This is a genomic window from Streptomyces sp. NPDC005496, assembly GCF_042872045.1.
Taxonomy (GTDB): domain Bacteria; phylum Actinomycetota; class Actinomycetes; order Streptomycetales; family Streptomycetaceae; genus Streptomyces.
Map to the genome: position 1 here is coordinate 506462 of NZ_JBIAJQ010000002.1, position 25829 is coordinate 532290.

20 protein-coding genes and 2 tRNA genes are annotated in these 25829 nt (G+C 71.3%); 9 read left to right on the top strand and 13 right to left on the bottom strand.

The genetic code is table 11. The features are described from left to right. Positions 1-557: 557 nt before the first annotated feature. Positions 558-3188: a valine--tRNA ligase gene (locus tag ACFYQQ_RS06785; protein WP_356168887.1), complete on the bottom strand. Its 2631-nt coding sequence runs from the start codon at positions 3186-3188 to the stop codon at positions 558-560. 136 nt (positions 3189-3324) lie between these two features. On the opposite strand from ACFYQQ_RS06785, the gene ACFYQQ_RS06790 reads away from it, so the two are divergent. Next, positions 3325-4257: a hypothetical protein gene (locus tag ACFYQQ_RS06790; RefSeq protein ID WP_356237695.1), complete on the top strand. Its 933-nt coding sequence runs from the start codon at positions 3325-3327 to the stop codon at positions 4255-4257. Positions 4258-4328: 71 nt separating this feature from the next. Here the strand turns inward: ACFYQQ_RS06790 and clpX are convergent, their stop codons facing one another. The 5 genes from clpX to ACFYQQ_RS06815 form a co-directional block, all read right to left on the bottom strand. Further along, positions 4329-5618, bottom strand: a complete 1290-nt coding sequence (clpX, locus tag ACFYQQ_RS06795; protein WP_355791632.1) for an ATP-dependent Clp protease ATP-binding subunit ClpX — start codon at positions 5616-5618, stop codon at positions 4329-4331. Between the two features lie 160 nt (positions 5619-5778). Next, entirely contained in the window at positions 5779-6459 is a 681-nt protein-coding gene (locus ACFYQQ_RS06800; protein ID WP_355791635.1) for an ATP-dependent Clp protease proteolytic subunit, read from the bottom strand. A 116-nt stretch (positions 6460-6575) separates the two neighbouring features. Further along, entirely contained in the window at positions 6576-7181 is a 606-nt protein-coding gene (locus ACFYQQ_RS06805) for an ATP-dependent Clp protease proteolytic subunit (protein ID WP_183116939.1), read from the bottom strand. A 561-nt stretch (positions 7182-7742) separates the two neighbouring features. Next, complete coding sequence (gene tig / locus ACFYQQ_RS06810; RefSeq protein WP_356165059.1) at positions 7743-9128, bottom strand: trigger factor; 1386 nt, start codon at positions 9126-9128, stop codon at positions 7743-7745. A 215-nt stretch (positions 9129-9343) separates the two neighbouring features. After that, a tRNA-Pro gene (locus ACFYQQ_RS06815) sits at positions 9344-9420 on the bottom strand. Between the two features lie 163 nt (positions 9421-9583). Between ACFYQQ_RS06815 and ACFYQQ_RS06820 the strand changes: the two genes are divergently transcribed. Then, positions 9584-9657 (top strand) — tRNA-Gly (locus ACFYQQ_RS06820). Positions 9658-9962: 305 nt separating this feature from the next. Here the strand turns inward: ACFYQQ_RS06820 and ACFYQQ_RS06825 are convergent. Continuing rightward, on the bottom strand, positions 9963-10157 hold the full coding sequence (locus ACFYQQ_RS06825; RefSeq protein WP_016435177.1) for a hypothetical protein: 195 nt from the start codon (positions 10155-10157) through the stop codon (positions 9963-9965). A 614-nt stretch (positions 10158-10771) separates the two neighbouring features. Here ACFYQQ_RS06825 and ACFYQQ_RS06830 point away from each other — a divergent pair. After that, the gene (locus ACFYQQ_RS06830; protein WP_355793219.1) at positions 10772-11959 is read left to right on the top strand and encodes an acyltransferase family protein; all 1188 of its coding nucleotides are present in this window, start codon (positions 10772-10774) and stop codon (positions 11957-11959) included. Positions 11960-11974: 15 nt separating this feature from the next. Here the strand turns inward: ACFYQQ_RS06830 and ACFYQQ_RS06835 are convergent, their stop codons facing one another. Continuing rightward, positions 11975-12430, bottom strand: coding sequence for an HD domain-containing protein (locus ACFYQQ_RS06835; protein WP_355793217.1), 456 nt, complete (start codon positions 12428-12430; stop codon positions 11975-11977). Between the two features lie 46 nt (positions 12431-12476). Next, the gene (locus ACFYQQ_RS06840) at positions 12477-13649 is read right to left on the bottom strand and encodes a PP2C family protein-serine/threonine phosphatase (protein ID WP_356165054.1); all 1173 of its coding nucleotides are present in this window, start codon (positions 13647-13649) and stop codon (positions 12477-12479) included. Positions 13650-13810: 161 nt separating this feature from the next. Here ACFYQQ_RS06840 and ACFYQQ_RS06845 point away from each other — a divergent pair, with 161 nt between their 5' ends. After that, the gene (locus ACFYQQ_RS06845; protein WP_355789159.1) at positions 13811-15040 is read left to right on the top strand and encodes a GNAT family N-acetyltransferase; all 1230 of its coding nucleotides are present in this window, start codon (positions 13811-13813) and stop codon (positions 15038-15040) included. 3 nt (positions 15041-15043) lie between these two features. On the opposite strand, the gene ACFYQQ_RS06850 is transcribed toward ACFYQQ_RS06845, so the two are convergent. Both ACFYQQ_RS06850 and ACFYQQ_RS06855 read right to left on the bottom strand, forming a co-directional pair. After that, positions 15044-15853 carry a DNA-formamidopyrimidine glycosylase family protein gene (locus ACFYQQ_RS06850; RefSeq protein ID WP_355789156.1) on the bottom strand — a complete coding sequence of 270 codons (810 nt, stop codon included), beginning with the start codon at positions 15851-15853 and terminating at the stop codon, positions 15044-15046. 166 nt (positions 15854-16019) lie between these two features. Next, positions 16020-16505 carry a ribose-5-phosphate isomerase gene (locus ACFYQQ_RS06855; RefSeq protein WP_355789153.1) on the bottom strand — a complete coding sequence of 162 codons (486 nt, stop codon included), beginning with the start codon at positions 16503-16505 and terminating at the stop codon, positions 16020-16022. Positions 16506-16735: 230 nt separating this feature from the next. Here ACFYQQ_RS06855 and ACFYQQ_RS06860 point away from each other — a divergent pair, with 230 nt between their 5' ends. Further along, positions 16736-18220, top strand: a complete 1485-nt coding sequence (locus ACFYQQ_RS06860; RefSeq protein ID WP_355789150.1) for an amino acid permease — start codon at positions 16736-16738, stop codon at positions 18218-18220. Positions 18221-18519: 299 nt separating this feature from the next. Here ACFYQQ_RS06860 and ACFYQQ_RS06865 read toward each other — a convergent pair whose 3' ends face one another. Beyond that, positions 18520-20907, bottom strand: a complete 2388-nt coding sequence (locus ACFYQQ_RS06865) for a protein kinase (protein WP_388903771.1) — start codon at positions 20905-20907, stop codon at positions 18520-18522. Between the two features lie 187 nt (positions 20908-21094). Between ACFYQQ_RS06865 and ACFYQQ_RS06870 the strand changes: the two genes are divergently transcribed. Continuing rightward, on the top strand, positions 21095-21814 hold the full coding sequence (locus ACFYQQ_RS06870) for an LPXTG cell wall anchor domain-containing protein (protein ID WP_356165047.1): 720 nt from the start codon (positions 21095-21097) through the stop codon (positions 21812-21814). Between the two features lie 123 nt (positions 21815-21937). Further along, on the top strand, positions 21938-23254 hold the full coding sequence (locus ACFYQQ_RS06875) for an FAD-binding oxidoreductase (RefSeq protein ID WP_388903773.1): 1317 nt from the start codon (positions 21938-21940) through the stop codon (positions 23252-23254). 4 nt (positions 23255-23258) lie between these two features. Here the strand turns inward: ACFYQQ_RS06875 and ACFYQQ_RS06880 are convergent, their stop codons facing one another. Then, the gene (locus tag ACFYQQ_RS06880) at positions 23259-23834 is read right to left on the bottom strand and encodes a biotin transporter BioY (protein ID WP_388903775.1); all 576 of its coding nucleotides are present in this window, start codon (positions 23832-23834) and stop codon (positions 23259-23261) included. Between the two features lie 454 nt (positions 23835-24288). Here ACFYQQ_RS06880 and ACFYQQ_RS06885 point away from each other — a divergent pair, with 454 nt between their 5' ends. Further along, a complete protein-coding gene (locus tag ACFYQQ_RS06885) occupies positions 24289-25503 on the top strand; it encodes an ROK family protein (RefSeq protein WP_356165038.1) in 1215 nt (404 codons plus the stop codon). Between the two features lie 54 nt (positions 25504-25557). Beyond that, positions 25558-25710: a hypothetical protein gene (locus ACFYQQ_RS06890; RefSeq protein WP_355794538.1), complete on the top strand. Its 153-nt coding sequence runs from the start codon at positions 25558-25560 to the stop codon at positions 25708-25710. The last annotated feature ends 119 nt before the right edge of the window (positions 25711-25829 follow it).

Here is a 25829-nt window from a genome sequence, read left to right on the forward strand (position 1 = left end):
GGGGTCGAGGTCGGAGGCCGGGGGCCGGGGGTCGAGGTCGGAGGCCGGGGGCCGGGGGTCGAGGTCGGAGGCCGGGGGCCGGGGGTCGAGGTCGGAGGCCGGGGGCCGGGGGTCGAGGTCGGAGCCCACGGCCGGAAGCTGGGGCTACGCCCCCGGAGGGCGGGGCGAGCCCCGGGGGTGGGGGCGCGGGGCGGAGCCCGCCGCCCGGTGGCAGGGCCGGGGTCTCGGCCCGTGGCCGGAAGCCGGGACGAAGCCATCGGGAGCCGGGGCGTAGTCCACTGCGGGCTGCGGTGCGAGGCCCCGGGACAGGGGGCCGAGCCCACCTTCGGCGGTGCGGGGCGACGCCAGAGGCCGGGCGGAGCCCACCGCCAGCTACGGAGCGAGCCCTGGGGACAGGGGGCGGAGCCCACCGCTGGCTACGGAGCGAGCCCTCGGGTCAGGGGGCGTAGCCCAGCTTCGAGGGTCGGGGCGGAGCCCGCGGCCAGGAGTCGGGGGTATGAGGAGGCCCCCGGTGCCGTATTGGCACCGGGGGCCTCCTTCGTGTGCGTGGTGGGGTGTTACGCCTGGGGGAGGCGGTCCAGTTGGGTCTGGATGCGGGTGATGTCCTCGTCCGCCTTGGCGAGGCGGGTGCGGATCTTCTCCACCACGTTGTCCGGGGCCTTGGCGAGGAACGCCTCGTTGCCGAGCTTGGCGTTCGCCTGGGCCTTCTCCTTCTCGGCGGCGGCGAGGTCCTTGGCCAGCCGCTTGCGCTCCGCGGCGACGTCGATCGTGCCCGAGAGGTCGAGCGCGACCTGCGCTCCCCCGACCGGCAGGGTCGCCGTGGCCGTGAACTCCTCGCCCTCCGGCTGGAGGCGCAGCAACTGCCGGATGGCCGCCTCGTGCGGGGCCAGTGCGGTCCCGTCGAGGGTCAGCCGGGCCGGGACGCGCTGACCGGGCTGCAGACCCTGGTCGGCGCGGAAGCGGCGGACCTCGGTGATGACCCGCTGGAGCGTCTCGATCTCCCGCTCGGCGGCGTCGTCGCGGAAGCCGCTGTCCTTCGGCCAGTCGGCGATCACGACGGACTCACCGCCGGTGAGGGTCGTCCACAGGGTCTCCGTGACGAACGGGACGACCGGGTGGAGCAGCCGCAGCGTGACGTCCAGGACCTCGCCGAGGACCCGTCCGGAGACCTTCGCCGCCTCGCCGCCGCCCATGAACGTGGTCTTGGACAGCTCGACGTACCAGTCGAACACCTCGTCCCACGCGTAGTGGTAGAGGGCGTCGGAAAGCTTCGCGAACTGGAAGTCCTCGTAGAACGCGTCGACTTCGGCGACCGTCTTGTTCAGCCGGGACAGGATCCAGCGGTCCGTCGCGGACATCTGCGAGGCGTCGGGCAGCGGGCCCTCGACCGTCGCGCCGTTCATCAGCGCGAACCGCGTGGCGTTCCAGATCTTGTTGGCGAAGTTGCGGGAGGCCTGAACCCAGTCCTCGCCGATCGGCACGTCCGTACCGGGGTTGGCGCCGCGGGCCAGGGTGAAGCGGACGGCGTCGGAGCCGTACGCGTCCATCCAGTCGAGCGGGTCCACCACGTTGCCGAAGGACTTGGACATCTTCTTGCCGCGCTCGTCGCGGACCAGACCGGTGAGCGCGATGGTCTTGAAGGGGACCTCGCCGTCCATCGCGTACAGGCCGAACATCATCATCCGGGCGACCCAGAAGAAGATGATGTCGTGTCCCGTGAGCAGGACGTCGGTGGAGTAGAACTTCTCCAGATCCGGGGTGCGCTCCGGCCAGCCGAGCGTGGAGAACGGCCACAGGCCCGAGGAGAACCAGGTGTCCAGGACGTCGGTGTCCTGGGTCCAGCCCTCGGCCTCCGTGCCGGGCGGCTCCTCGTCGGGGCCGACGCAGACGACCTCGCCCTCGGGGCCGTACCAGACGGGGATGCGGTGGCCCCACCACAACTGCCGTGAGATGCACCAGTCGTGCATGTTGTCGACCCAGTCGAAGTAGCGCTTCGACATGTCGGCGGGGTGGATCGCGACGCGGCCGTCGCGCACGGCGTCGCCGGCGGCCTTCGCCAGCGGGGCGACCTTGACCCACCACTGCATGGAAAGGCGCGGCTCGACGGTCGTCCGGCAGCGCGAGCAGTGGCCCACGGAGTGGACGTACGGACGCTTCTCGGCGACGATGCGGCCCTGCGAACGCAGCGCGCCGACGATGGCGGAACGGGCCTCGTAGCGGTCGAGTCCCTGGAAGGGGCCGTGGACGGTGATGACCGCCCGCTCGTCCATGACCGTGATCGACTCCAGGCCGTGGCGCTGGCCGATCGCGAAGTCGTTCGGGTCGTGGGCGGGGGTGACCTTGACGGCGCCGGTGCCGAACTCGGGGTCGACGTGCGTGTCCGCGACGACGGGGATGGTGCGGTCGGTCAGCGGCAGCTTGATCCGCTTGCCGACGAGGTGGCGGTAGCGCTCGTCGTCGGGGTGGACGGCCACGGCGGTGTCGCCGAGCATCGTCTCGGCGCGGGTGGTGGCGACGACGAGCGTCTCGTCGCCCTCGCCGTACCGGATGGAGACGAGCTCGCCGTCATCCTCCTGGTACTCGACCTCGATGTCGGAGATCGCCGTGAGGCAGCGCGGGCACCAGTTGATGATGCGCTCGGCGCGGTAGATCAGCTCGTCGTCGAACAGCCGCTTGAAGATGGTCTGGACGGCCTCGGACAGGCCCTCGTCCATGGTGAAGCGCTCACGCGACCAGTCCACGCCGTCGCCGAGCCGGCGCATCTGGCCGAGGATCTTGCCGCCGTACTCCTCCTTCCACTGCCAGACGCGCTCGACGAACTCCTCGCGCCCCAGGTCGTGGCGGGACTTGCCCTCCTCGGCGAGCTGCTGCTCGACCTTGTTCTGGGTGGCGATACCGGCGTGGTCCATGCCGGGCAGCCACAACGCCTCGAACCCCTGCATGCGCTTACGGCGCGTCAGGGCGTCCATGAGGGTGTGCTGGAAGGCGTGGCCCAGGTGCAGGGAGCCGGTCACGTTCGGCGGGGGGATGACGATGGTGTACGGAGGCTTCTCGCTCTTGGCGTCCGCGGTGAAGTAGCCCCGCTCCACCCAGCGCTCGTACAGCTTCCCCTCTACCTCGGCCGGCGCGTACTGGGTCGGCAGTTCGGGAGTGGATGCTGGCGGCTGCTGCTGAGCGTTGTCGGTCACGGAGCCAGTTTAGAGGTGTCACGGGCCCGTCCCGAAACGGGATTCTTCAGTAACGGTGAGCCCCCCGGCGCCCTCCCGCGTACGACCTTGCGCCAGGATGTTCGGAACACATAAGTATCCGGAGGGGAACCCAGTAATGAGCTACAACCAGCCGGGCCCGTACGGCGGGCAGCCCCAGCAGCCCGGACCGTACGGCCAGCAGCCGCAGCAGCCCGGGCCCTACGGTCAGCAGCCGCAGGCGCCGCAGCCCGGCTACGGCTACCCGCAGCAGGCTCCCCAGCAGCCGGGCTACGGTTATCCGCAGCAGGCTCCTCCTGGCGTTCCGCCCCAGCAGCCGTACGGCCAGCAGCCCTACGGCGCCCCGCAGCCGCCCGCCCCGGCCGGCGGCAAGAAGAAGACCGGTCTGGTCATCGGTGCGGTGGCGGTCGTGGCGGCGATCGCGGTCGGCGCGTACTTCGTGCTCGGGTCGGGCAGCGGCTCCTCGTCCGTCGCGGACGACGGCCCCCACAAGCTGACGACGCCGGCGAAGGTGCTCGACGGCTCGTACAAGAAGAGCGAGAACGCCGCCAACACGACGTCCGACGAGGACCTCAAGGACTTCGAGAAGTGGGGCGTGAAGGACGCCAAGGACGTCAGCGCCGGCTACACGAGCGGCAGCGGTCTGACGGGCAAGAACCTCTCCTTCAGCGGCGTGTACGGCACCATCGACGACCCGGAGGGGGTCGTCGACGCCATGTTCGCCAAGGCCAAGAGCGAGTCCGAGAAGGACCAGAGCGACGAGGCCAGCACGGGCAAGCTGCTCGGCAGCCCGCAGGAGTTCACTCCGGACGGTTTCGAGAACGGCATCCTGAAGTGCCAGGAGACCGAGATCACCAACAACGACGAATCGAGCACGAGCAGTGCCCCCAAGACCGTGAAGATGCCGCTGTGCATCTGGGCCGACCACAGCACGGTCGCCTCGGTGTTCGCGCTCGACCTGAGCACCTTCGCCACCGGCAAGGGCGGCTCGATGGAGACCACGGCGGACCTCGCCGCGAAGCTCCGCAACGACGTGCGCGTCAAGATCTGACCCCGCGCACCAAAAGCGAAGAGGCCCCGGTCGTCCGACCGGGGCCTCTTCGCTGCGCGTACCGCGGCGGGTTACGCCGTCTTCTGCTCGCCCGGGCCGCGCCCGTTGCGCGCGTCCCTCGGGATCAGCGTCGGGTTCACGTTCGAGTGAACGACGTCCGGGGTGATGACGACACGGGCCACGTCCTTGCGGGACGGGACCTCGTACATCACCGACATCAGGACCTCTTCCATGATGGCGCGCAGTCCGCGGGCGCCGGTCTGGCGAAGGATGGCCTGGTCGGCGATGGCCTCCAGGGCCTCGCGCTCGAACTCCAGCTCCACGCCGTCGAGTTCGAAGAGGCGCTGGTACTGCTTCATCAGCGCGTTGCGCGGCTCCACCAGGATCTGCAGGAGCGCCTCGCGGTCGAGGTTGTGGACCGAGGTGATGACGGGGAGCCGGCCGATGAACTCGGGGATCATCCCGAACTTCACCAGGTCCTCCGGCATGACGGCCTCGAACTGGTCCTTGGACTCGATCTCGCGCTTGGAGCGGATCGTCGCGCCGAAGCCGATGCCCTTGGCGCCGGCCCGGGACTCGATGATCTTCTCCAGGCCCGCGAAGGCGCCGCCCACGATGAACAGCACGTTCGTCGTGTCGATCTGGATGAACTCCTGGTGGGGGTGCTTGCGGCCGCCCTGCGGCGGGACCGAGGCGGTGGTGCCCTCGAGGATCTTCAGCAGGGCCTGCTGCACGCCCTCGCCGCTCACATCGCGGGTGATCGACGGGTTCTCGCTCTTGCGGGCGACCTTGTCGATCTCGTCGATGTAGATGATGCCGGTCTCGGCCTTCTTGACGTCGTAGTCCGCCGCCTGGATCAGCTTCAGCAGAATGTTCTCGACGTCCTCGCCGACGTACCCGGCCTCCGTCAGTGCCGTCGCGTCGGCGATGGCGAACGGGACGTTCAGCATGCGGGCCAGGGTCTGGGCCAGCAGGGTCTTGCCGGAGCCCGTCGGGCCCAGCAGCAGGATGTTCGACTTCGCCAGCTCGATGGCGTCGTCACGCCCCTGCGCCCCGCCGTTCTCCCCGGCCTGGACCCGCTTGTAGTGGTTGTACACCGCGACCGAGAGCGCCTTCTTGGCGGCCTCCTGGCCCACGACGTACCCCTCGAGGAACTCGTAGATCTCCCGCGGTTTGGGGAGTTCCTCCCAGCGGACCTCGCTCGTCTCGGCGAGCTCCTCCTCGATGATCTCGTTACAGAGGTCGATGCACTCGTCGCAGATGTACACACCGGGGCCTGCGATGAGCTTCTTGACCTGCTTCTGGCTCTTGCCACAGAACGAGCACTTGAGCAGATCGCCGCCGTCACCGATGCGTGCCACGGTGTGCTTCCCCTTCGCCTGGGAGACGCCTAGGTCCAGCGGCTCCTGGTGCTGCCTTATGTCCGACGGTACCTTGCCGGGACCCCCGTTCGGGCCCCCCTTGGCACGGTTCACTTTGACGTGCTCCGTGCCAAGGAGCGGCAGACGATACAGCGTCGCGTCAGGCAACCGCCGAGTTGTTCATCTTCCGGGTGGAGATGATCTGGTCGATCAGGCCGTACGAGAGCGCGTCCTCGGCCGTGAGGATCTTGTCGCGCTCGATGTCCTCGCGGATCTTCTCGATCGGCGTGGTGGAGTGCTTGGCCAGCATGTCCTCCAGCTGACCGCGCATCCGGAGGATCTCGTTGGCGGCGATCTCCAGGTCCGAGACCTGACCGCGGCCGGTCTCGCTGTACGGCTGGTGGATCAGCACGCGCGCGTTCGGCAGGGCCATGCGCTTGCCCGGCGTACCGGCGGCCAGCAGGATGGCGGCCGCGGAGGCGGCCTGGCCCATGCAGACCGTCTGGATGTCCGGCTTCACGAACTGCATGGTGTCGTAGATGGCCGTGAGCGCCGTGAAGGAGCCGCCGGGGCTGTTGATGTAGACGGAGATGTCGCGGTCGGGGTCCATCGACTCCAGGCACAGCAGCTGCGCCATGACGTCGTTGGCGGAGGCGTCGTCGATCTGCACGCCGAGGAAGATCACGCGCTCCTCGAAGAGCTTCGCGTACGGGTCGTACTCACGCACGCCCTGCGAGGTGCGCTCGACGAAGCGCGGGATGACGTAGCGGGACTCAGCACGAGGACCGGTGTACTCGGCCTGCGTGCGGGCGTAGATGCCGCTGCCGGGGAAGTCGTTCACTGTGTCTCCTGGAAGCCTGAAAGGGGCTGAGGCGTCGACTGGGGGGCTCGAGGGGCTCGCGCGCCGGCGTACGGCGGCGAATACCGCGTACGTCGGCCCGCACCGTCCCGAGCCTGTTACGCCGCCCCGGTGCCGCCGCCGCCCGGCATGCCGGCCGCGGTGGGCATGATGTCGTCGATGAGGCCGTACTCCTTGGCCTCGATCGGGTCGAACCAGCGGTCACGGTCGGAGTCGCGGGTGATCTGCTCCACGCTCTGGCCGGTGTGGAAGGCGGTCAGCTCCGCCATCCGCTTCTTGGTGTGCAGCAGCCGCTCGGCGTGGATCTTGATGTCCGACGCGGAGCCCGCGAGGCCGGCGGAAGGCTGGTGGATCAGGATCTCGGCGTTCGGCAGGGCGAAGCGCTTGCCGGGGGTGCCGGCGCTGAGCAGGAACTGGCCCATCGAGGCCGCCATGCCCATGGCGATCGTCACCACGTCGTTCTTGATGTACTGCATGGTGTCGTAGATCGCCATGCCGGCCGTGATCGAGCCGCCGGGGCTGTTGATGTAGAGGTAGATGTCCTTGTCCGGGTCGGAGGCAAGGAGCAGCAGCTGCGCCGTGATCTTGTTGGCGATGTCATCGTCGACCGCCTGGCCGAGGAAGATGATTCGCTCGCCGAGCAGTCGGTTGTAGACCTGGTCGCCGAGGCCACCACCGATGGGGTCGCCGGCAGCTGTGGGCATCAGATTCGTCACGTATCCACCTGCTCGTCTTGCGACGGCGCCGGGCCGTCTCACGTCTTCTGCTCAGGCCTGGGGCCCCACCCGCACCGCCCCGGGGCGGCTTCGGGGACTCCCCTGCCCTCGTATTCATGGACCCTAACGCGCGGGTCCCTCCGGAGAATCCCGCAGAAGGAACTGTTCGCTGTGAGCGCATGTGCTGCGCTGGCTTGACCGGGGTTCACTCGGCGCCGTTCGCAGGGGCGACCCGGGGTGCGCGGGGGCGCCCACGGGGCTGCCTCGCGAGGCGCGGGGGGGCGGACGCGGCGCCTCGGGCCGAGCGCACCGTTCCCCGCCCCCTGAGGGCGCGCTACGGGGCGGTCGCGCCTCGGGCTTGCCCGGTGTGCGGGGCGCCGTGCAAACGGCCCCTACGGGACCCTCAGGCGCAGGCGCGTCTGCCGGGGGCTGCACGGAGGCGGGTGCGGGTCGTCGGGGGCCGGTCGCGCCGTTCCCCGCGCCCCTGGTAACCGCGACGGGCCCCCGGGACTGCTGTCCCGGGGGCCCGTCGCGGTTACCGCAGGTTGATCAGGCCTCGGGCTTGGCTTCCGGGGTCTCGTCCGTGGACTCGGCCGGGGCCTCGACGGTCTCGGCCGTCTCGTCCTCGTCGTCCAGGTCGACGATCTCGCCGTTGGTGTCCTTGACCGTGGCGGCCTCGACGACGACCGCGAGGGCCTTGCCGCGGGCGACCTCGCCGACCAGCATCGGGACCTGGCCGCCCTCGACGACGGCCTGGGCGAACTGGTCGGGGGACATGCCGGAGGAGGCGGCGCGCCGCATGAGGTGCTCGGTGAGCTCCTCCTGGTTGACGTTCAGCTTCTCCTTGTTGACGAGCTCGTCGAGGACGAACTGCGTCTTGATGCCCTTGACCGCGGCTTCCTCGGTCTCGGCGTCGAACTCTTCCTCGGTCTTGCCCTGGATCTCCAGGTACTTCGCGAGGTCGAGGCCCATCTGGCCGAGCTGGTGGTGCTCGAGGTTGTGCTTGCGGGTCTGGATCTCGTCCGCGAGCAGCTTCTCGGGGACCGGGACCTCGACCAGCTCGAGCAGCTTCTCCAGGACACGCTCCTGGGCCTGCGTGGCCTGGTCGTACTGCTTCATGTTCTCGAGGCGCTTGCGGCTGTCGGCCTTGAGCTCGTCGAGGGTGTCGAACTCCGACGCGAGCTGCGCGAAGTCGTCGTCCAGCTCGGGCAGTTCACGGGCGGCGACCTGGGTGACCTTGACGGTGACCTCGGCCTCCTTGCCGGCCGCCGAGCCGCCCTTGAGCTCGGAGGTGAAGGTGGCCTCGCCACCGGCCTCCACGCCCTTCACGGCCTCGTCGATGCCGTCCAGCAGCTCACCGGAGCCGATGGTGTAGGAGACGCCGGAGGCGACGCCGTCCTCCAGGATCTCTCCGTCGACCTTGGCCTCCAGGTCGAGGGTGACGACGTCACCGTCCTGGGCGGCGCGCTCGACCGGGGAGGTCGAGGCGAAGCGCTCGCGCAGCTCGGTGACGGCCTTCTCGACGTCCTCGTCGCTGACCTCGACGGCGTCGACCTCGACCTCGATGCCGGAGTAGTCCGGGATCTCGATGGTCGGGCGGACGTCGACCTCGGCGGTGAAGTTCAGCGTCTCGCCGTCCTTCAGCTCGGTGATGTCGACCTCGGGCTGGCCGAGGACGTTCAGCTCAGCCTCGTTGACCGCTTCGGTGTAGAACTTCGGGAGCGCGTCGTTGACGGCTTCCTCGAGCACGGCGCCACGACCGAACCGCTGGTCGATGACGCGCGCCGGGATCTTGCCCTTCCGGAACCCCTTCACCGTGACCTGCTGGTTGATCTTCTTGTACGCCGCGTCGAGGCTGTCCTTGAGCTCCTCGAAGGGCACCTCGACAGTGAGCCGAACCCGAGTCGGGTTCAGGGTCTCCACGGCGCTCTTCACGGTTCGGTCTCCTTGTGGCTGACTTCTTGGGGGTTCTGCGTGCCTCTGCCGGTCGGGCAGAGCCTCTGAGGATTCGCGGCCCTTGAGAGACATGACAGTGCAGACATACGGGCGCGCAGTTTGCATACTAGCCGCAGGCGGTACACGCCCCAAAAGGAGATCGGGGGATCCCCGGCGTTCCTTGCCGGAACCAGCCGTCCTGACGAAGATCCAGGTGGTCGGGGTGGCGGGATTTGAACCCACGGCCTTCCGCTCCCAAAGCGGACGCGCTACCAAGCTGCGCCACACCCCGTCGGTGCGACACGTAGGGTACATGCCCGCAGGCCCGGCGGCGGGCCCATTTTCCCCGCGTGCGCGGCGCCCGCGGAGGAAGTGCGTGACGGGTGTGCGGCGAGTGGGTGCGACCCGCTACGATGCCTTCTGTGCCGCGGTCACTGACCTGCGGCGCGAGCCGTGCGGGCGTAGCTCAATGGTAGAGCCCTAGTCTTCCAAACTAGCTACGCGGGTTCGATTCCCGTCGCCCGCTCCAGATGACGTAGGGCCAGGCAGAGGATCACTCCTCGGTCTGGCCCTCTGTCGTGTCGTGGGTACCGTCCGTCGCCGGCGGTGGGCGGCGGACCGGCCGGCGTGCGGCTCCGTGAGAGGTGCGGGGACCGGGGCGCCGGGAGCGGGCCTCGGCGTCCTGGTCGACCGGTACATGGCGACACCGGTGGTGCGGGGTCGCGGAGCCGGCGCCCGGCGCGCGCCCCCCGCTCGGCGGTCGACGCGCGCGCCGCTCACCGGAGGGGCGCCGGCCGGGCCCGGGCGGGCGGGCACCCCGGGGAGGGCTCCCGGTCAGAAGCTGATCGAGTTGATGGTCTCCGCTATCGAGTTCAGGAACCGGTTGATGGACGGAGCCATCCCGGTCGAGGCGAGGAAGAAGCCGAAGAGCACCGCGACGATGGCGGGCCCCGCCTTGATCGATCCCCCTCGGATCAACACCACCAGGATGATCGCCAACAGCAGCACCACTGACAGCGAAATGGCCACAACTGATCACACCCTACGGTCGGTTCCGCTCTACCGGCCCGGGAGCGCCAGCCCCGCGCACCCCCGCCAGAACCATCGTGCCACCAACAGGCCCGCCGTATGCGGCTGGTGAGGCAACGTCGGTCGAGGAGAGCTGGAGTCCGCGTCGCCGCACGGGCCCCACGGGACGCAACGGCGGCTGCCCGCACTGCAATTCGAGGGTGACCCCGCATCAGGAATTCAGCGTGATCGTTTCCATGCCCACACATCCTGTTCGCAGGTAATTCGAATTGTCGCCGCGGGCACACCTGGTGAGCCGAAGACACGCAACGGAAGTCTCCGGAAACGGACATTCCACAGGAGTCGCCCGCGAGTGTTATGCACCATTTAGTCAGGATGAAGAGGGACACAACGGGCGGACAGGTTCTGCCGATCGATGATCGGACTGTGTTCGGATTCGGATGTTGACTTCGCCAAATCGGGGGTATGCGCAGGCGAAAGCAGTAATCACACCCAGGGGTTTTACGAAATCCCGCAGACAACGCTAGGGTGCCTCAGATGTTCCACGCTGCCTCGTCCCCCGCAAGTGCAGCGAGGTCACGGACCGACCCGCCGAGTTCCTGGTGGGAGGGCCTGTGACGAACTCGTTGCGTCCGCACGGCCACGACAGAGCGCCGCTCCCCCCGGCACAGCCGCCGGTGGACGGAGTCCCGAGTCCGCGCTCGCCCCACCCCGCACCGCCGGCCGCACACACCGCCTCCCCGGGCGGCAGGCCGGTCAAACAGCGCGACGCCTTCTTCGACAACGCCAAGTACCTGGCGATCGTCCTCGTCGCGATGGGTCACGCCTGGGAGCCGCTCACCGACCACAGCCGCGCCGCGGAGGCGCTGTACATGGTCGTGTACACCTTCCACATGCCGGCGTTCATCCTCATCTCCGGCTACTTCTCGCGCAGTTTCGACATGCGCCCCGACCGGCTCCGGCGGCTGGTCACCGGCGTCGCCGTGCCGTACGTGCTCTTCGAGGTCGCGTACTCCCTCTTCAAGCGGTTCGCGGACGACGACCCGACGCACCCCATCAGTCTGCTCGACCCCTGGTACCTGACCTGGTTCCTGGTCGCCCTGTTCGTGTGGCGGCTGACCACCCCGCTGTGGAAGGTCGTGCGCTGGCCGGTGCCGCTCGCGCTCGCCGTCGCCGTTCTGGCCTCGGTCTCGCCCGACATCGGCGACGACCTCGACCTGCAACGGGTGCTGCAGTTCCTGCCGTTCTTCGTCATGGGCCTGTTCATGAAGCCCGAGTACTTCCAGCTGATGCGGCGCCGTGAGGTCCGTCTGCTGTCGCTGCCCCTCTTCGCGGCCGCGCTGGCGGTGGCCTACTGGGTGGGCCCGAAGATGAACTCGGCCTGGTTCTACCACCGGGACAGCGCTCAGGAGCTGGGTGCCCCGTGGTGGGCCGGAGTCGTCATGACGCTCGCGCTCTTCGGCTGCTCGATGGTGCTCACCTCGTGCTTCTTCGCCTGGGTGCCGCGCCGGCAGACGTGGTTCACGGTGCTGGGCGCGGGCACGCTGTACGGCTACCTGCTGCACGGCTTCCTCGCCAAGGGCTCCCGCTTCTGGGGCTGGTACGACAGCTACGCCTGGCTCCAGCAGCCGTACGGCGAGATCTTCGCGACGCTCTTCGCGGCCGCGGTCATCACGGTGCTGTGCACGCCGCCTGTCCAGCGGATGTTCCGCTGGGCGATGGAGCCGAAGATGGAGTGGGCGTTCAAGCGGGACGCCACGGAGCTCGCCCGCGAGCGCGCCAGGGCCAACTCGGCCCGGTAGCGCCCGCGGTGGCCCTCACGCGGGCGGCAGGCCGAGAAGCGCGCGCATCGTGGCGTACTTCTTGGCCAGCCTGGCCCGCGTGTGCTCGTCGAGGGCCGCGAGCCGGGCAGGGTCGCCGTTGTGCGCCAGGTCCGCCGCCTTCACCACCAGAGCGCCCGGGGTCGAGCGGACGCGTGCCGCGTACGACTCCGGGGGCTCGTCCTCGCCCTTGGTGAGCGCGAGGACGATGTCCTTCGTGCGCTGCGTCAGCGCGGCGCCGTTCAGCCACTCGCGGGTGAGCACGCCGTCCTCGACGGCGTCGTGCAGCCAGGCCGCCGCCACCTGCTCGTCGTCGCCGCCGCGCTCGCGCACCCCCTCCGCCACGGCCTGGAGGTGCTCTGCGTACGGCCGGCCCGCCTTGTCGCTCTGCGCGGCGTGCGCCGTGCGGGCGAGGGCTTCGACTTCGGCCAGGGTCAGGAGAGTCTGCGTCACGCCCCCAGTGTCTCCCAGGGCCCGCCCGCACCGCCCCGGCAGCCGCTCAGCGGGCCGAGGTGGGTCCGTCGCGGCAGATCAGCAGCAGCGCCCGGTCGTCGTTGACGTCCTTGGCCACCGCCTCGATGAGGTGCCAGGCGGCGCCGTGGAAACCGCCCGCCACATAGCGGTCGGCCTCTCCGGTGAGGCGGTCGATGCCCTCCACGATGTCGCGGTCGGCGGTCTCCACCAGCCCGTCCGTGAACAGCATCAGCACGTCCCCCGGGCGCAGCGAGCCCTTCACCGGGTCGAACTGGGCGCCGTCGTACACCCCGAGGAGGGGTCCCTCGGCCACCTTCTCCTCCCAGCGGCCGCTGCCCGCGCTGAGCTGGAGGCCCGGCGGGTGCCCGGCGGAGAACAGCTCGTAGTCGCCGGAGTCCAGGTCGAGGACCAGGTGGATGGAGGTCGCGAAGCCCTCGTCCCAGTCCTGGCGCAGGAGGTAGCCGTTGGCCGCGGGCAGGAAGGCGTGCGGCGGCAGCGAGCCGAGCAGGCCGCCGAAGGCGCCGGACAGGAGCAGCGCGCGCGATCCGGCGTCCATGCCCTTGCCGGAGACGTCGGTGAGGACGACCTCCAGGGTCCGCCCGCCGTTCGTGCGGGCCGCCACCACGAAGTCGCCCGAGAAGGACTGTCCGCCCGCGGGCCGGAGCGCCATCTCCCGGTGCCAGCCCTGCGGCAGCTGGGGCAGCTTGCTCTGCACCCGGATGCGCTCGCGCAGGTCGAAGAGCATGGTGCCGCCGCGCCGCCAGGGCACCCCGACGCGGCTGCGGAACTGGGCGATCAGCAGTCCGAAGAAGCCGCAGGCCGCGACGACGAGCACGACGCCCGGCGTCACCCGGGACGGGCCCTGGGTGTACGGGCCGAGCCTGACGGACTCCACGATCAGCGCCGTGGCCGCTGCGGCGTACAGGCCGAGCAGGCTGGCGGGGCGCAGCAGCAGCCCGCCCGCGACGATCGGCAGGACGAGCGCGGCCGGTGAGCACCACACCGAGTTGACCATCGTGGTGGACGCGATCACCGGGATCATCAGCAGCAGACCGACCAGCGCGATCCAGTCCGAACCGTCTCCGCGGAAGTAGTCGACGGCGGATCTGCGCAGGGCGGTGCGGACCCGGTGCCACTGCTTCTTCAACCGGGCCGTGAACGTCTCGGCGGCCGTGCGCCGCTCTCGTCCTGCTGCCATTGCTCGGGACCCTATCCATCGGACCAGCCCCTTGGCACGGGAGGTCCCACTTGTCCCCCGTCCGAGCGCTCAAGTTCACAGAGAACTTCGCGGAAGAACCGTTCCGGTAACCCGGGCGAAATTCCCTCGCTCGCACCGCATTGCCCTGATAGGTATGGCTCATGACCACTGACGTGCGGGTGCTGCGGAAGAACGAATGGGACGCCTGGTACGGGAATCTCCTTCGCGCCTTCGGCGGGGTGGACGAGTCGTCCGAGGAGCGCGAGTTGTGGAACGCGCTCACCGAATACGACCGCTCCCTCGGTGTCTGGGACGGCGACGCGTGCGTGGGCACCGCGGGCGCGTTCACCTTCCGCCTGTCGGTCCCCGGCGGCTCCTGCGTGCCCGCCGCGGGCGTCACGATGGTGAGCGTGGCCGCCACCCACCGGCGGCGCGGGGTGCTGACGTCGATGATGCGCCGGCAGCTGGACGACGTGCGCTCCTGGGGCGAGCCGGTGGCCGTCCTGACCGCCTCGGAGCCGGCGATCTACGGCCGGTTCGGCTACGGCACCGGCACCATGAACCTGAACGCGGAGATCGACACGGACCGGGTGCGGCTGTCGGTGCCGCCCGGCACCGACGACGTACGCCTGCGGTACGCGCGTCCGGCCGACGTGCTCGACGCCTGCGAGGCCGTGTACGCGGCGCAGGTGCCGCTGCGTCCGGGCATGCTGGCCCGCCGGCCGGGCTGGGAGCGGGTCCCGCTGCTCGACCCCGAGGGCGAGCGGCAGGGCGCCTCCCCGCTGCAGTGCGTGGTCGCCGAGCGGGACGGCGAGGTCGTCGGCTACACGCGTTTCCGGGTGAAGCCGGAGTGGACGATGTCCGGGCACAGCGGGATGGTCGTCCTGGAGGACCTGGAGGGGCTCGACCCGGTGGCGCGGGCCGCCCTGTGGCGGTTCCTCTTCGGCATCGACCTGACGTCCACGCTGCGCACCAAGGGCCGTCCGGTGGACGACGGCTGGCAGTACCTGGTGTCGGACGTGCGGCGGTGCAGCATGCGTACCAGGGACTCGATGCACGTGCGGCTCGTGGACGTCGGTGCCGCGCTGGAGGCCCGGACCTACCAGGCCCCGGTGGACGTGGTGTTCGAGGTGGAGGACGCCTTCTGCCCCTGGAACGCGGGGCGTTGGCGGCTCACCGGTGACACGAAGGGCGCGTCCTGCGCGCCGACCCGGGATGCGGCCGATCTCGCCCTGACCGTGCGGGAGTTGGGGTCGGCGTACCTGGGCGGGGTGTCGCTGGCCGCCCTCGCCGGGGCGGGGCTGGTGCGGGAGCTGCGCCAGGGCGCGCTGGCCGAGGCGTCCGCCGGGTTCACCTCGCCGGTCGCGCCGTGGCTGCCGCACGGCTTCTGACGGTCAGCGGGTCTGGCAGGCCGGGCACCAGAAGAGGTTGCGGGCGGCGAGAGGGGCGGTGCGGATCTCGCCGCCACAGACGTGGCAGGGCAGCCCGCCCCTGCGGTACACGTAGACCTCGCCGCCGTGGTCGTCGACGCGCGGCGGGCGGCCCATGGCCTCGGGGGTGTGCTCCGGGCGGACGGTGTCGATGCGGTTGTGGCGGACGCCCTCGCGCATCAGGGCGACCAGGTCGTCCCAGATCGCGTCCCACTCGGCGGGCGTGATGTCCTTGCCGGCCCGGTAGGGGTCGATGCCGTGCCGGAAGAGGACCTCGGCGCGGTAGACGTTGCCGACGCCGGCGACGACCTTCTGGTCCATGAGCAGGGCGGCGACGGTCGTACGGCTGCGGGAGACGCGCCGGTACGCCTGCGCCGGGTCGGCGTCGGGCCGCAGCGGGTCGGGGCCGAGACGGTCGTGCACGGCCTGCTTCCCGGCGTCGGTGATCAGGGCGCAGGTCGTCGGGCCGCGCAGGTCGACGTAGGAGGTGTCGTCGGCGAGGCGCAGGCGGACGGTGTCCGTGGGCGGCGGGGCCGGGGCGGGGCCGAAGGCGACCTTGCCGAAGAGGCCGAGGTGGATGTGGATCCACTCGGACGCCCGGAAGCCGAGGAAGAGGTGCTTGCCGTGCGCGTCGGCGGACTCCAGGACGGTGCCGTCGAGCAGGGCGGCGGCGTCCGCGAACTTGCCCTGGGGACTGGTGACGCGGACGCGGCGGCCCCGGAAGGCGGCCGCGTAGTCCTCGGCCAGCCGGTGAATCGTGTGCCCCTCGGGCACGGGTCCTCCCCCGTCGTACGTTCTTGGAGGACGGCCGGGTCTCCCCCTCCGCCCTTGCCCGTCCCGTGACCGGGGGCCGCGCCCCGAGCCGCCGGGTCGCGCCGTCGCGCTCGCCGTCGGACGCCGGACGGGCCGGTTCGGGCTCCGTCCGGCGCTCCCGGGCGGACTACTGCTGCGGGTGGTGGGAGGGGATCTCGGGGAGGTCGCCGGTGGTCTCGTAGGACGAGAGCATGTCGATGCGGCGGATGTGGCGCTCGTCGCCGGAGAACGGGGTGCCGAGGAAGATCTCGACGAACTTCGTGGCCTCTTCGCGCGTGTGCATGCGGGCGCCGACCGACATCACGTTGGCGTCGTTGTGCTCGCGGCCCAGCGCGGCCGTCTCCTCGCTCCAGGCGAGGGCGGCGCGGACGCCGGCCACCTTGTTCGCCGCGATCTGCTCGCCGTTGCCGGAGCCGCCGATCACGATGCCGAGGGAGCCCGGGTCCTCCGCCGTGCGCCGGGCGGCGCGCAGGCAGAACGGCGGGTAGTCGTCCTGGGCGTCGTAGATGAGCGGTCCGCAGTCGACGGGCTCGTGACCGGCGGCCTTGAGCCACTCGACGAGGTGGTTCTTGAGTTCGAAACCGGCATGGTCGGAGCCGAGATACACGCGCATGCTCCGAGTGTGACACGGCTGTCCCCGTCCGGCCTCGCCGGGTGCCACCCGAGGAAAAGTGTGGTCCGCATCGCATAACCTCAGGAAAACCTCAAGTAACGATCCGGATTCAAAGGTTCACGAATTCTCTGGCCTCCGTTTCACTGGACCGACTCGTACACCGCTCGTATGAGGAGCCGTACACCGCTCGTACGGGAAATCTGCACGCTCGGCACAAAGGAATTCGTCCCATGACCTCGCAGCCGACCCTGTCGAAGGCCGGAAACGGCCCGGAGAGCCCCGGAGAACCCGGTGGCGGACTCCAGGCCGGACTGAAGAACCGCCACCTGTCGATGATCGCCATCGGCGGTGTCATCGGAGCCGGACTCTTCGTCGGCTCCAGCACCGGAATCGCCACCGCGGGCCCGGGCATCCTCCTGTCCTACGCCCTCGTCGGCACCCTCGTGGTGCTCGTGATGCGCATGCTCGGCGAGATGTCCGCCGCCAATCCCACCTCGGGCTCCTTCTCGGCACACGCCGACCGCGCGCTCGGCCGCTGGGCCGGGTTCTCCATCGGCTGGCTGTACTGGTTCTTCTGGGTGGTCGTGCTGGCCGTGGAGGCCACCGCCGGGGCCAAGATCCTCGAAGGCTGGATGCCGGGCGTACCCCAGTGGGGCTGGGCGCTCATCGTGATGGTGGTGCTCACCGCGACCAACCTTGTCTCGGTCGGCAGTTACGGCGAGTTCGAGTTCTGGTTCGCCGGGATCAAGGTCGTCGCCATCGGCGCGTTCATCGTGGTGGGCGGCCTGGCCGTCTTCGGCGTGCTCCCCGGCGTCGACGCGGACAAGGCGGGCCTCGGCAACCTGACCGAGCACGGCGGCTTCCTGCCGCACGGGCCCGGCGCGATCCTCACCGGTGTGCTGCTGGTGGTCTTCTCCTTCATGGGCAGCGAGATCGCCACCCTGGCCGCCGGCGAGTCGGAGGACCCGCAGCGCGCGGTCACCAAGTCCACCAACAGCATCATCTGGCGGATCGGCGTCTTCTACCTCGGCTCGATCCTCGTCGTGGTCTCGCTGCTGCCGTGGGACGACAAGTCCATCGCCGAGGACGGCTCGTACGTCGCCGCCCTGAACTCCCTCGGCATCGCGCACGCCGGCCAGATCATGAACTTCATCGTGCTGACCTCGGTGCTGTCCTGCCTCAACTCGGGCCTCTACACGGCCTCCCGGATGGCGTTCTCCCTCGGTGAGCGCGGGGACGCGCCCAAGGCGTTCGCGCGGACGACGGCGCGCGGTGTGCCGATGACCGCGATCGTCGTCTCGGTCGTGTTCGGCTTCGTCGCCGTCTTCTTCAACTACAAGTTCCCCGACTCGGTCTTCCTCTTCCTGGTCAACTCCTCCGGTGCGGTGGCCCTGTTCGTGTGGCTGGTGATCTGCTTCTCCCAGCTGCGCATGCGCAAGATCATCGAGCGTGAGGCGCCCGAGAAGCTGGTCGTGCGGATGTGGCTGTACCCCTACCTCACCTGGGCGACCGCCGCGCTGATCGTCTTCGTGCTCGGCTACATGCTGACCGACACGGAGCACGACGGACGCGAGACCGTGCTGCTGTCGCTCCTCGTCGCGGCCGTGGTCCTGACGATCGCGCTGATCCGCCAGAAGACGGGTGCCGGCCGGGCCGCGCACCCGGTGGCGGCCGCCCGTCCGCAGGACGAGGCATCCGGCGAGGCCGGCGCCTGACGCCGAGCGGCGAGAGGTGTGACGACGGGGCCCCGCGGCGCTTGCCGCGGGGCCCCGTCCGTCTACCGTGCGGAGTCGCCCTCGCGGGTGCCGGGCCGTGTCTTGCCGACGCCGGTGCCGGGCGAGGGTGCCTTGCGGACGCCGGTGCGGTGCGAGTGACATGCCGACGCCAGGGCCCGGTGCGGGTGCCGTGCCGACGCCGGTGCCGGGTGCGGGTGTTGCCGCCGGGGCCCGGTGCGTGTGACGTGCCGACGCCGGTGCCTGTGCGGGTGTTGGCGCCGGGCGCGGACCGGGTGCCGTCACAGGATCGTGAAGCTGTCCTTGACCTTCTCGTAGGTCCGCAGCGCCCGGCTCTCGTCGTCGGGCTGGTACCAGGTGTTGATCTGGTACGACTTCCCGTCGGCGTCGAAGCCCAGCAGGCGCGCGTGCCAGTGCACGCCCTTCATCGTGAACGTGTACTCCCACACCACCGCGGGCCGGCCGCGGAACGTCGTCCTCTCCAGGCGGACCTTCCGGTAGTCCTGCCCCTGGTGGGCGTTCTGCTCCGAGGTCCGCCAGGTCTTCATCAGGTCGCCCCGGGCGAGGGCGGACTTGGCGACGAGTTCCTGCGCGCCGTCCGGCGAGGTGTAGTGCACCTCGGCGCCCGTCTTCAGATCCCGGCGCCAGCCCTCGGGCGTCACCCACGCGAAGCCGCCGGCCTCCCGGTGCGCCCCCGGCGGCAGACTGGGCGGGCGCGAGGTGCCCTCGACGGTGGGCCTGGCGGACGCGGTGCCGCCGGTGCCGGTGCCGGTGTCGGCGGTGACGGACGACACCGACGACCGTGGCAGGGCGCCGTGGCCGTGGCCGCCGAACGGGCCGTTCGTGGCCGTCAGCACGAGGGCGGTGACGGCACCCGCGACGACCGCGGCGGCACCGGCGAGCACCGTACGGCGACGGCCCGTCCGGGAGGCGGACGGCTGGGCGGGGCCCGGGAGTTCACCCGGCGGTGCCGGGCGGGGCGCGGGTGTCCCCGGCGTCGGGCGGACCTCCGTCGGCGCCTCGGCGAGCCCTCCGGTGGAGGCGTTCACGGCCTCCGGCGGGGCTTCCGCGGAGGCGCTCACCTTCTCCGGTGGGGTCGGTGCGGGGGCGGTCGGCTCCTCCGGCGGGGCTTGAACGGGGGCGGACGCGGACGCGGGCGCTTCTTCCGGTGCGGCTTGCGCGGGGGTGCGCGCCGGTTCGGTGGGCGGGGCGGTGGGCTCGGGGTGCGCGGGCCGGTCGGGTACCGGTACGGGGACGACGGTCGGGGTGGGTGCCGCCGGGACCGCGTCCTGGACGGGGGCCGGCCGCATCAGGGCGCGCGTCGGCGATTCGGGGCGGACCGGGGGCGGGAAGGTTTCCGCCGGATCCTGTGCCGGTCCCGGTGTCGATGCTGCGGGCTGGGACTTCCCGGTGCCGCGCTTTTCGGGGGCGGGGTGCGGGTCCCCATGGTCGGGCTGTGAGGTCCGGGCGAGGCCGGGGCCGGGATGGCTCCGGGGCTCCGGGAGCGGGTCGGTTCCGGGACGGGAGGTCGGGTCCGTCCCGGGCTTCGGGGCCGGATGCCCCGGGGGACCGGGGGCCGGGTCGGGATGCGTCCAGGGACCGGGGGCCGGGTCCGTCGCGGGTGCGGGTCCCGTCTCCGTGTCGGTCCTGGTGGCGGTGCCGAGCCTGGGGTCGGGGTCGCTCCCGGGCCTCGGGTCAGGTCCGGGTCCCGCCCTGCTCCCGCTCCCTCGCCCGGGGCCGGATCCGGGTTCGCCGCCGGTCCCGGTACCGGGGCCGCTCCCGGGTGCGGGCATCGTCGCGGAGCCAGGCGCCGGCCCGGGACCGGGCACCGTCCCGGGATCAGGCACCGTCTCGGCCGGCCCCGGCGTCCGCACCGGGAACGCGAGCGGGGCCAGAGCCTCCTCCAGTTCCGCCAGACCGGGGCGGACGGACGGTTCCTTCTCCAGAAGGGCGGCCAGGACGTCCCGCAACTCCCCTGCGGAGGAGGGCAGTTCGGGCTCCTCGTACAGCACGGCGTGCAGTGTCGCCAGCGTCGTCGAGCGGGAGAACGGGGAGCGTCCGCCAAGGGCCGCGCACAGCGTCGCGCCCAGGGACCACACGTCGGACGGCGGGCCCTGCGGCTGCCCCGACACCCGCTCCGGTGCCATGTAGTCGGGGGAACCGACGAGCATCCCGACCATGGTCAGTGCCTTGGCGTCCTGCATCGCGGCGATACCGAAGTCGGTGAGGACGATCCGGTGGCCGCGCCGCTCGACCAGGACGTTGCCCGGCTTGATGTCCCGGTGCAGGACTCCCCCGGCGTGCACCTGGCGCAGTGCCGCGACCAGGCCGAGCCCGAGCCGCGCCGCCTCGCGCACCGTGAGCGGCCCGTCGGCCGCCACGATCTGTTCGAGGGAGCGGCCGTCGACCAGCTCCATGACGATCCAGAGCCGCTCGCCCTCGTCCACCACGTCGTAGATGCGGACGACATTGGGATGGTCTATCCGGGCCGTGGCCCTCGCCTCGCGCAGCGTGCGTTCGCGGCGGGTGCGGGTGTCCTCCTGGTCGAGTCCGTCGATCCGCATCTCCTTGACGGCCACCGGCCGGTCGAGCATGTCGTCGGACGCCCGCCACACCCGCCCCATTCCCCCCTGGCCGATGCTTTCGACCAGCCGATATCGGCCCGTCACCAATAATCCCGGAACACCGCCGTACGCATTTCCCGGCAACCCCCTGCACCCCCTCCGCACCCGCCGCGAACGTCCGCAACAGCAGAAACACAATGGTCACACTTCAGGCCGTACCAGCATAGTGCGGAGAAATCTTGTGGTACCTCTTCAAGTACTGCGAATTCAGGCGCAGCCAAGGGGGACGAACATGAGTTCTCGTCACACGACGACCATCGCGGGATCGCTGCTCACGGCATCTTTCTCGGCCGTGATGATCCTTTCCTTCACCGCCGTCGCTGACGACACGGGACCGGAGAGCAGCAAGGGGGGAAAGGCGGTCGACAAGGCACCGGCGGGCGTACGGCTGACCACGGAGCTGCCGGAGAGGATCTCGGTCGACAACAGTTCGGAGAAAGCGTCGATTACCGCCACGGTGAAGAACGGGGGAAGCAAGGAAAGCGACAGCATCCGGCTTTTGGTGGTCGGTTTCGACGGCCTGCGCGTCAAGAACGTCGAAGGCTGCACCGCCATTGCCGCGAAGGATCTTCCCGAAGGGTCGAACAGCGGTTTCAGTTGCGCCGTGGGAAAGCTCGCGGCCGACGCGTCGAAGTCGTACGACGTCGATGCGACGTTCGATCTGGGAAAGACCGGGAAAATCTGCCTGCCGGTCCAGGACGCCGCGGGAAAGAAGACGTTCTGGCAGCAGGGACCGGTCCCGTTCGGCACGACCAACCCGTCGCCGAACGCGCCCGCCACCCCGCTGCTCCTCGGCACCGACAACCAACCGGCGGCCCCCGGCGGCGACGAGCTGCCGAGGACCGGTGCCGGGGACGACGTCCTGCCGCTCGGCGCGGCGGGTGCGGCGCTCCTCGCGGCGGGTGCGGCGGGCCTGTGGTGGACGGGCCGCCGCCGACCGCGGCCGTGCTGAGCGGGTGAGCGACTGAGCCGGGGACCGTCCCCGCGCGCCGGCGGGCCGGGTGCCGTACGCGGCCCGCCCGGCGTCCACGAAAAGCTGACGGCACCTGTCAGGTTGTGCGTCCACCCTGCGTCCATGAGCACTGTGGAGAGCAACCCCGGCAAGCGGGTCCTGCGGCCCGGCGACGCGGGCTACGAGGAGGAACTCGCCGGATTCCAGACCGGTTTCACCCGGCGCCCCGCCGTGGTCCACGCCGTGACCTGTGCCGACGACGTGGTCGCGGCGGTGCGTCAGGCCGCGGCGGCGGGCCTGAGGGTCGGCGTCCAGGCCACCGGGCACGGGGTGCCGGGCGGCGCCGCGGGCGGCGTACTGATCAGCACGCGGCGCATGGACGCCGTGACCGTCGACGCCGGGGCGCGCACCGTGCGCGTCGAGGCCGGCGTCCGGTGGGGCGACGTGGTCGCCGCGGCCGCGCCGTCCGGGCTCGCCCCGCTGAACGGCTCGTCCCCGGGCGTGGGCGCCGTCGGATACACCCTGGGCGGCGGACTCGGCGTCCTCGCCCGGGAGTTCGGGTACGCGGCCGACCACGTCCGGTCGCTCGACGTGGTCACCGCGGACGGGCGGCTGCGCCGGGTGACCCGGGCTTCCGACCCCGACCTGTACTGGGCGCTGCTAGGCGCGGGGCACGCCTTCGGTGTCGTCACCGCGCTGGAGACGGCCCTCGTCCCGGTGGCCCGGCTGTACGGCGGCTCGCTCGCCTTCGACGGGCGGCGCGTCGACCCGGTGGCCGTGCTGCGGGCGTACGAGCGCTGGACGCGGACCGTCCCCGACCGGCTGACGTCGTCGTTCGCCGTCGTGCCGTATCCGGACGTGCCGGCGCTGCCGCCGGTCCTGCGCGGACGCCGGGTCGTCTCCGTGCGCGTCGCGTACACGGGCCCGGCAGCCGAGGGCGAGCGGCTGGTCGCCCCGCTGCGGGAACTCGGTCCGGTGCTCGCGGACTCGCTGCGCGAGCTGCCGTACGCCGAGAGCCACACCATCCACGGCGACCCCGACTTCCCGCACACCTACTACGGCGACAACGCGGTGCTGAGCGAGCTGGACGTCGACGCGGCGGCCGGACTGCTGTCACTGACCGGCGCGGGGGCGTCCCCGATGACCGTCGTGCAGATCAACCAGCTGGGCGGAGCGCTGGCCCGGTCGGCGCCGAACTCGGTGCCGCACCGCGAGGGGCGCTTCCTGGTCCGGGTGCTGGCGACGGCCGGCCGGGACCGGGCGCGGGCCCGGCTGGACCCGGCTCTCGCGCTCCTTGAGCCGTGGACCATCGGACGGGCCGTCAACTTCGCGTTCGGCGCGGGCGACCGGCGCAGGGGGCTGTACGGCCCCGGAACGCGCGAGAGGCTCGCCGGGCTGGCGTCGCGCCACGACCCGGCGAGCCTCTTCGGCGGGGTGTGAGGGATCAGCGGTCGAGGAACTTCCAGGCGGTGGGCAGGACGCCCATCGCCAGGGCCGCCTTCAGGGCGTCGCCGATCAGGAACGGGGTGAGGCCCGCCGCGACCGCCGCGGTGAGCGACATGTCGGCGGCCAAGGCGAGGTACGGGACGCCGATCGCGTAGATGATCGCCTCGCCGAGGAGCATCGCGCCCGCCATGCGCGGGACCGAACGGTCGGCGCCGCGGCGGGCGAGGGCGCCCACGACGGTGGCGGCGAGGAGCATGCCGAGGATGTAGCCGAACGACACGCTGACGCCCGAGGTGCCGCCCGCGAACCACGGGACGCCGGCCAGGCCGAGGAGGGCGTACAGGGCGAGGGAGAAGAGGCCGCGGCCGGCGCCGAGCGCGGTGCCCACGAGCAGGGCCGCGAAGGTCTGGCCGGTCACCGGCACCGGGGAGCCCGGCACGGGCAGGGCGATCTGGGCGGCGAGCCCGGTGAGCGCGGCACCGCCGGCCACGAGCGCCACGTCCCGGACGCGGGAGGCGGGCAGCAGGTCGGCGAGGACCTGGCGGGGGCGGGTGGTCACGGCAGCGGTACTCATGGGGACTCCGGCGGCTTCTCACGATTCGGGACACCGTGACGCTATCCCAGCGCCGTCGGGGCGATCACCGTCAGCGCTCGACAAAGGGGGGAACACGCGCTTGGTGCCCTTCCGACAAAGGATGGCGTGTACACCCGCCGCGGCGTGATGCTGGTCACTGCGGTGGCGTCGGTTCGCCCACGATCAGGGGCGGAGCGGGAACTGTAGGGTCCCGCCAAACGGCCTTCGCGCCGACGCCGGTCCGTTCCCCGGTACGGGGGCCTGGCCGGAAAGGGGGCGCAGGCTCTACGCTCCCAGCCATGGTCGCCCAGTCCGAGAACTTCGCCTCACGTCGCTATGTCGACCTGCGGCGCCAGGGCACGGCCACCTGTCGTCCGGACTGAGGCGGGCGGAGCGGATCCGGCTCGCCGACACGTCGAGCGCAGTGCCGGACCGACCTCCGAGGACGTTTGCCATGCCCCGTTCCCTCACGCTCACCCCTCCCCGCCAGGCGGCGCCCGCGGCCGTGCGCCGCGCCGTCGACAGCGACCGGCGCAGGACCAGCGCCAGCGTGATCCTGCGGTCCGTGCTGGAGCACGGACCCGTCGCCCGCAGCACCATCGCCCGGCTGACCGGGCTCTCCCCGGCGTCGGTGACCGACTACTGCGCCCGGTTCGCCGAGCTCGGCCTGATCCGGGAGGCGTCCGCTCCCCGGCGCTCGAACGGCGTCGGACGCCCGCACGTACCCGTCGACCTGGACGACTCCCGTTTCGTGGTGGGCGGGGTGCACGTGGCGGTGCCGTACACCACGGTCGCGCTGCTCGACCTGCGCGGCCGGGTGGTCGCCGAGCGGCGGCTGGACCACGAGGGCACCGCACCGGAGCGGCTGCTGGCGAACGCCGCCGACGGCCTCGACGCGCTGCTGGCCGGCCACCCCGCGGCGACGGCGCTCGGGGTGGGGGTGGCGACCGGGGGCTGGGTGGACCGGGACTCGGGGACCATCGTGGAGCATCCGCTCCTCGGCTGGCGTGACGTGGCCGTGCGCGAGGCGGTCGGGGCGCGCACCGGGCTGCCGGTCCATGTGGACGGGCACGCGCGGGCGCTGGTGAACGCCGAGCGGCTGTTCGGGCGGGCGCGGGGCAGCCGGAGCGTGCTGCACCTGTTCGTCGGCAACGTGGTGGACGCCGCCTTCGCCACCAACGACGAGGTGCACCACGGCCCCCGTTCGCAGGCCGGGGCGATAGCGCACCTGCCGCTGGCGGGCGGTACCGAGCGGTGCGCGTGCGGGCGGACCGGCTGCCTCCAGGCCGAGTTGAGCGAGCGGACGCTGTGCGCGCGGGCGCGTGCGGAGGGCGTCGGCGGCACGGACGACCCGATGCGGGTGGTCGCCGCCGCGGCCGCCGGTGACCCGGTCGCCGCGCGGCTGCTGGTGGAGCGGGCCCGGCTGGTCGGCCGGGCGGCGGCGCTGCTGCTCGACGTCCTCAACCCGGACACCGTCGTGGTCACCGAGATCGGCGTCATCCACCGGGAGGACTGCCTGGCCGCGCTGCGCGAGGAGGTGGGCGCCGAGCGGGCGGCGGCGGTCGTGCCGACCGGTTTCCCGGACTCGGTGCTGGCCGTGGCGGGCGGAGCGGTGGCGCTCGACGTGCTCTACCGGGACCCGTTGGGCGCCTCACCGGGGGCGACTTAATTCAGAAACTCGGAATGTTGACAGGCGTCGGGCGTGGCCAGGAACATCCCTTTCATGAGCAGCGCGCAGGACTTCTCCCCGGTGTTCCGGTTGCGGCAGGGCCGCGACCGGAGCGCCGGCGGCGCGCTGTCACCGGTGCGGCGGGTCCCGCTCACCAGGTGCCGGGTCATCGACCTGATGCGGGTCGGACGCACCCTTTGTTGCTGACGCGTTGACGCCCTGACGTCCCGTCAATTCCCGTCGATTGCCTGCCGTACGGAGACGCTCCGGCGTCCTTGCGGCACGCCTCCTCCGCTCCGCACGTCCCGCGACCGTTCCCGGCCGCG

What these genes read in the sequence shown, in the direction of transcription:
- ACFYQQ_RS06790 (WP_356237695.1), top strand. Translation starts at nt 3,325, where the DNA reads ATGAGCTACAACCAGCCGGGCCCGTACGGCGGGCAGCCCCAGCAGCCC.
- ACFYQQ_RS06805 (WP_183116939.1), bottom strand. Translation starts at nt 7,181, where the DNA reads ATGCCCACAGCTGCCGGCGACCCCATCGGTGGTGGCCTCGGCGACCAG.
- ACFYQQ_RS06840 (WP_356165054.1), bottom strand. Translation starts at nt 13,649, where the DNA reads ATGGCAGCAGGACGAGAGCGGCGCACGGCCGCCGAGACGTTCACGGCC.
- ACFYQQ_RS06845 (WP_355789159.1), top strand. Translation starts at nt 13,811, where the DNA reads ATGACCACTGACGTGCGGGTGCTGCGGAAGAACGAATGGGACGCCTGG.
- ACFYQQ_RS06855 (WP_355789153.1), bottom strand. Translation starts at nt 16,505, where the DNA reads ATGCGCGTGTATCTCGGCTCCGACCATGCCGGTTTCGAACTCAAGAAC.
- ACFYQQ_RS06860 (WP_355789150.1), top strand. Translation starts at nt 16,736, where the DNA reads ATGACCTCGCAGCCGACCCTGTCGAAGGCCGGAAACGGCCCGGAGAGC.
- ACFYQQ_RS06870 (WP_356165047.1), top strand. Translation starts at nt 21,095, where the DNA reads ATGAGTTCTCGTCACACGACGACCATCGCGGGATCGCTGCTCACGGCA.
- ACFYQQ_RS06875 (WP_388903773.1), top strand. Translation starts at nt 21,938, where the DNA reads ATGAGCACTGTGGAGAGCAACCCCGGCAAGCGGGTCCTGCGGCCCGGC.
- ACFYQQ_RS06880 (WP_388903775.1), bottom strand. Translation starts at nt 23,834, where the DNA reads ATGAGTACCGCTGCCGTGACCACCCGCCCCCGCCAGGTCCTCGCCGAC.
- ACFYQQ_RS06885 (WP_356165038.1), top strand. Translation starts at nt 24,289, where the DNA reads ATGCCCCGTTCCCTCACGCTCACCCCTCCCCGCCAGGCGGCGCCCGCG.
- ACFYQQ_RS06890 (WP_355794538.1), top strand. Translation starts at nt 25,558, where the DNA reads ATGAGCAGCGCGCAGGACTTCTCCCCGGTGTTCCGGTTGCGGCAGGGC.